Source organism: Methylobacterium sp. E-066 (genome assembly GCF_022829635.1).
Taxonomy (GTDB): Bacteria; Pseudomonadota; Alphaproteobacteria; order Rhizobiales; family Beijerinckiaceae; genus Methylobacterium.
Window position 1 is genome coordinate 1 of record NZ_JAKSYO010000120.1, and the last position, 4,844, is coordinate 4,844.

4 protein-coding genes and 1 pseudogene are annotated in these 4,844 nt (G+C 72.5%); all 5 read left to right on the forward strand.

Translation table 11 applies throughout. The annotated features are described in order from the left end of the window. On the forward strand, positions 1-680 hold a 680-nt coding region (locus tag MKL20_RS17715), incomplete at its 5' end, for a baseplate J/gp47 family protein (protein ID WP_244037768.1). Between the two features lie 10 nt (positions 681-690). Beyond that, a complete protein-coding gene (locus MKL20_RS17720; protein WP_244037769.1) occupies positions 691-1,638 on the forward strand; it encodes a putative phage tail protein in 948 nt (315 codons plus the stop codon). A 97-nt stretch (positions 1,639-1,735) separates the two neighbouring features. Continuing rightward, positions 1,736-3,277 carry a hypothetical protein gene (locus tag MKL20_RS17725; protein WP_244037770.1) on the forward strand — a complete coding sequence of 514 codons (1,542 nt, stop codon included), beginning with the start codon at positions 1,736-1,738 and terminating at the stop codon, positions 3,275-3,277. 7 nt (positions 3,278-3,284) lie between these two features. After that, the gene (locus MKL20_RS17730) at positions 3,285-3,791 is read left to right on the forward strand and encodes a DUF4376 domain-containing protein (protein WP_244037771.1); all 507 of its coding nucleotides are present in this window, start codon (positions 3,285-3,287) and stop codon (positions 3,789-3,791) included. Positions 3,792-3,866: 75 nt separating this feature from the next. Next, a pseudogene (locus MKL20_RS17735) lies at positions 3,867-4,844 on the forward strand (hypothetical protein); the annotation flags it as partial.

Consider the following 4,844-nt stretch of genomic DNA (forward strand, 5'->3'; position numbering starts at 1 on the left):
ACACCGATGGCGGCACGGCGCTCACCCTGGTCGATGTCGACGACGCGCCCGCGGGCTTCGGCGGCGCCGGCACGGTCGATGCGGCCGCCGACGGCTCCGGCCTCGCCGGCGGCGCCGACGCCGAGGAGACCGAGGCTTTCCGCGCCCGGGTGCTCGCGCGCAAGCGCCGCCTGGCGCAGGGCGGAAACAGTGGCGACTGGGAGGAATGGGTCCGCGAGGCGCTGGGCGCCACCGTCGACCGGGTGTTCGTCGACAGCTTCCAGAACGACGCCCGCGCGGTTTGGGTCGCGTTCACAGTGACCGACCAGCCCGGCGGCATCCCGACGCTCGCCCAGATCGCGATCGTCCAAGCCTATATCGGCGATCCGGTGCGCCGGCCCGTCCAGGCGCGCGCCTACGCGGTGCCGCTCACCCCCGTGCCGGTGCCGGTGGCGATCGGTGCGCTCGACCCGGACACCCCGGCGATCCGTGCCTCGATCGCCGCCGAACTCGCCGCGGTGTTCGCCGACCGGGCCGAGCCCGGCCGGCCGGCCGCCCCGTTCGTGCTGTCGCGCTCGTGGCTCGACGAGGCGGTGAGCCGCGCCACCGGCGAGGACAGCCACGATCTGAACGGACCGGTGGGCGACCCCGTGTTCACCGCGGGCCAGATGCCGGTCTACGCCGACCCGACCTATTCATGAGGCCGCCCCCGTGACAGGTCTGACCGGCGACAGCACCCGCATCACCGCCGACACCACCCGGGTCACGGCCGACGGCCGGCTCGTGCCGATGACCTGCGCCGGGCTCGGGGTGAACCCGCCCTCGGTGCTCGACCGGGAGGCGCAGCCCTCGGCCGACGACCTGCTGCCGCAGATCCTGAGCCTGACCCCGCGCGGTCCCGCCTGGGGCACGGACGAGGCCGGCGACGGCCGGGGCGCCTCGCCGGTGCAGCGCGGCGTCTGGCGGGCGATCGCGGCGTGGGCCGCCGACCACCTCGGCCTGGACTGGACCGCGGCGACGCAGGCCCTGCCCTCGGCCGTGACCTACACGCTGCCGGACTGGGAGGCCGAACTCGGGCTCCCGGACGCCTGCCTGCCGGCGGGCACGGACGCCCAGCGCCTGGCCGCGGTGCGGGCCCGCTTCGGCGGGATCGGGCCGGTGAGCCCGAACGATTACCGGTGCTACGCCGCCGGCCTCGGCTACAGCGTGCGCATCGAGGAGCCGCGCCAGTTCCGCTGCTCGGAGAGCGAGTGCGTTGGCCCCGCCCTCATCGAGACCTTTTTCCGGTGCGGCGATCCCGACAGCGGCTGCGGCGATACCCCGGTGACGGGCTATATTTTGCCTACGCCCACCGATACCGGCGACGAGTGCGCGGGTGGCCTCATCCCGGAGACGTTCTTCCGGTGTGGCGACACTGACAGCGTCTGCGGCGACGCGCCGGTCACCGGGTTCGGCGAGCGCGATCCGGCTGGGACGGCGTCGAAGTTCTTCGTCGTCCATCTCGCGTCCGGCGGCGACACCGCCTTCCAGTGCGGCGACCCCGACAGCCAGTGCGGGTTCACGCCCATCACCGGGTTCGTCGACGCGGCCGCGCTCGAATGCGCGATCCGCGCCGTCACGCCCCCGTACCTGATCCCGGTGTTCGACTACCGCGGCTGATCGGCCCGGATCGCCCACCACCCCCTCGCCAACCCATGACGCCCACCCGCGGCCACCGCCGCCGGGTGCGGGCGTGCGCGCCCAGGAGACAGCCCGCATGGTCGCCTACACCCCGCCCACCGGCGCGAGCGATCCGAACCAGTCCTACGTCGACAAGAACCTCGCGGGCGGCAAGCAGGGCTCGCCGATCCCTGGGGGCGTGATCGAAGGGCTCCAGCGCGAACTTGTGGCCGTCGAGGTCGAGGCCGGGCTCGTCCCCACCAACACCGATTGGGCTCAGGTGATGCGGGCGGTCCGCTCCGGCGGGTTGATGACCTACGCCGACCAGGGCACGCAGAACGCGATCCTGCTGGCTTCGCGCAACCTCAAGCACACCGCCTACGTGCCGGGCCAGGTGCTGTGCATCAAGCTCGCCAGCAGCATCACCGGCGCGACCACGATCAACCTCGACGGGCTCGGCGTGCTCTCGGCGGTGTATCCGGGCGGCACGCCGCTGCAGCGCTACGACTTCCTGGCCAATGACCTCCTGGTCGGGCGCATCAACGCCGCCGGCACCGCCTTCATCGTGCTGTCGCCGATCAGCCAGCCGATCATCGACACCGCGGTGGTCAAGTCGGTCCACGGCACCGGCGCCGACTTCCCCGATCTGAACGCGGCGATCGCCTGGGCCAACCGCCGCCGGATCGCGGCCACCGGCTCGCTCACCTTCCAGCTCGCCGCCGGCGTCAATACCGCCCGGTACATCTACAACCAGAGCATCAGCTTCTTCCACCCGGACGGCGCCCGCATCGTCATCCAGGGCCAGCCGATCACCGCCGCCCTACCGGCGGGCTCGTCCCTCCAGGTCAACGGGTCGAGCGCGGCCAACCGGCTCGCCGACACGACACAGAACCTGGCCACCCTGCGTAACGTCTTCGCCACCGAGATCTTCTTCACAGGCGGCGCCAGCATCAAGGGCCAGGGCGCGATCGGCGGCATCGCCGGCCTGCTGATCACCAGCGACGGCACCGGTGCCGACGGCATCGCGTGGCAGTCCGGGACTCTGCCGCTCACCAACGTCGGCGTGTTCGGCGCCGGCGGCTGCGGCGTGCAGGTCAACAACGCCACCCTGCTGCTGTCGGGCACCTGCTACGGGATCGGCAACACTCAGGCCGGCTTCCAGGCGGCGGCCGGCGGCTTCATCCTGACCACCCTCAACGCCGTCATGGTCGGCTTGAGCAACGCCACCCTCGGCTTCGGGGTGTTCGGCGGCGTCATCGCCTCGACCGCGCTCGGCGGCCTGGCCACCCTGCACGCGCGCGGCAACGGTTCCGACGGCGTCCAGGCCAGCGGCGGCCGGGTCACCGCCTCCGCCGCATCCGTGTCGTCCTCGAACGGCGGCCATGGCTGGAACTTCACCGCCAACGCCAACGGCTACCTGCTCGGGGCGGCGGCTGCCGGCAACGCCGGCTGCGGGGTCATCGCCCAGTTCTCGGCGTCCGTGAACGCCCAGAACACCACCGGCACGGGCAACGGCACCTACGCGTATCTGGCCACCGACGGCGGCTACATCAGCCGCTCCGGCGGCGCGGTGGCCGGCGCCAGCGGCACCAGCCCCGCGGTCGGCGCCTCCGGCAACAGCAACGGCTACATCTCCTGAGGGTCCCATGCAGCTCTACTGCAAGCCGGTCGACGGCGTCCTATTCGTGCTCGCCGTCCACGTGGACGGCGACACCACCCCGCTCGGCGCCTACCCGGGCGCCACCGTCGTGCTGCCCTATGCGGGTGAGGCGCGCCCGGCCGACCTGCTCGGCAAGCCGGTGCCGGACTTCGATCTCGCGGACTACGCCGCGGCCAAGCGCTACGCGGTCGAGACCGGGGGCATCACGGTCAGCGGCGCCCGGGTGCGCACCGACCGGGAGAGCCAGGCGCTGCTCACCGGCGCCTACGTGCGCGCCCAGAAGAACCCCGCCGGCACGGTCAGCTTCAAGACGCTCGACGGCTTCGTGAAGCTGCCGGCCGCGCAGGTGATCGCGCTGGGCGATGCGGTCGGCGACCACGTCCAGGCGTGCTTCGACGCCGAGGAGGCGGTCGACGCCGCGCTGTCGGCCGCGCCGCCGACCATCACCGCCCTCGATCAGGTCGACGCGGCCTTCGCCAGCCTCGCCGGCTGATCGAGGCCGCATCTCCCCCGACCCCACCGCCGCGCCGCCTCCGGGCGGCTTTTTCATGCCCGGAGTTCGCCGCCGATGACCGCACCGACGCCGCCCGTGCCGGTCACGCTGAACCTCGGGTTCGCCCCCGACGACGGCATGGGCGCCGGGGTGCGCCCGATCTTCCAGGCGCTGCTGTCGGCGCTCAGCGCTCGCGACGCCTACGCGGGCGCGCTCGCCCAGCAGATCGCCGACCTGCAGACGCAGCTCGCCGGGATCACCACCCTCACCCCGGCCCGCAAGGTCGCGACCGGCGCCGGCCTCGCCGGCGGCGGCGACCTCAGCCAGGACCGGACGGTGGCGATCGCGCCCAACGGGGTCACCAACGACCTCCTGGCCAAGGTGCCGACGCTGACGCTGAAGGCGAACCTGCTCGGTTCGACCGCCAGCGCGCAGGACGCCAGCCTGCCGGCACTGCTCGATGCGGTGTTCGGCGGGACGCAAGGCGGGCTGCTCTACCGCAGCGCGACCGGCTGGGCACCGCTGCCGCTCGGCGTCAACGGCACCGTGCTCCAGTCGAACGGGCAGGATGTGGTGTTCGGCCCGGCGGCGGCAGGCTCGCTACTTGCGGCCAACAACCTGTCGGATGTGGCGAGCGCGGCGACGGCGCGAACCAGCCTCGGGCTGGCGGTCCTGCCGCTCGGCCAGTGCCGGCTGGTCTACTCCAGCGCGACGGGTCTGCTGCTGAAGACGTACCAGGGCAATCAGCTTTGGGTGAATGGCGCCTACCGCACGATCCCGTCCGGCGGCGTGTCGCTGACCAGCGCCGGCCTGACCTCGGCGACGCTGTACTACGTCTACGCCTACATGAGCGGGTCGACGCTGACCCTGGAGGCGGTGACCACCGGACATTCGGCCGACGCGACCTTCGGTCACGAGATCAAGACGGGCGACGGGACACGCACCCTCGTCGGCATGGTCTACACGGGTCCTGGAACACCCGGCACGTTCCTTGATACCGCGGCGAACCGTTGGGTCGCGAGCTGGTTTAACCGACGAGAGCGCGACCTGTAC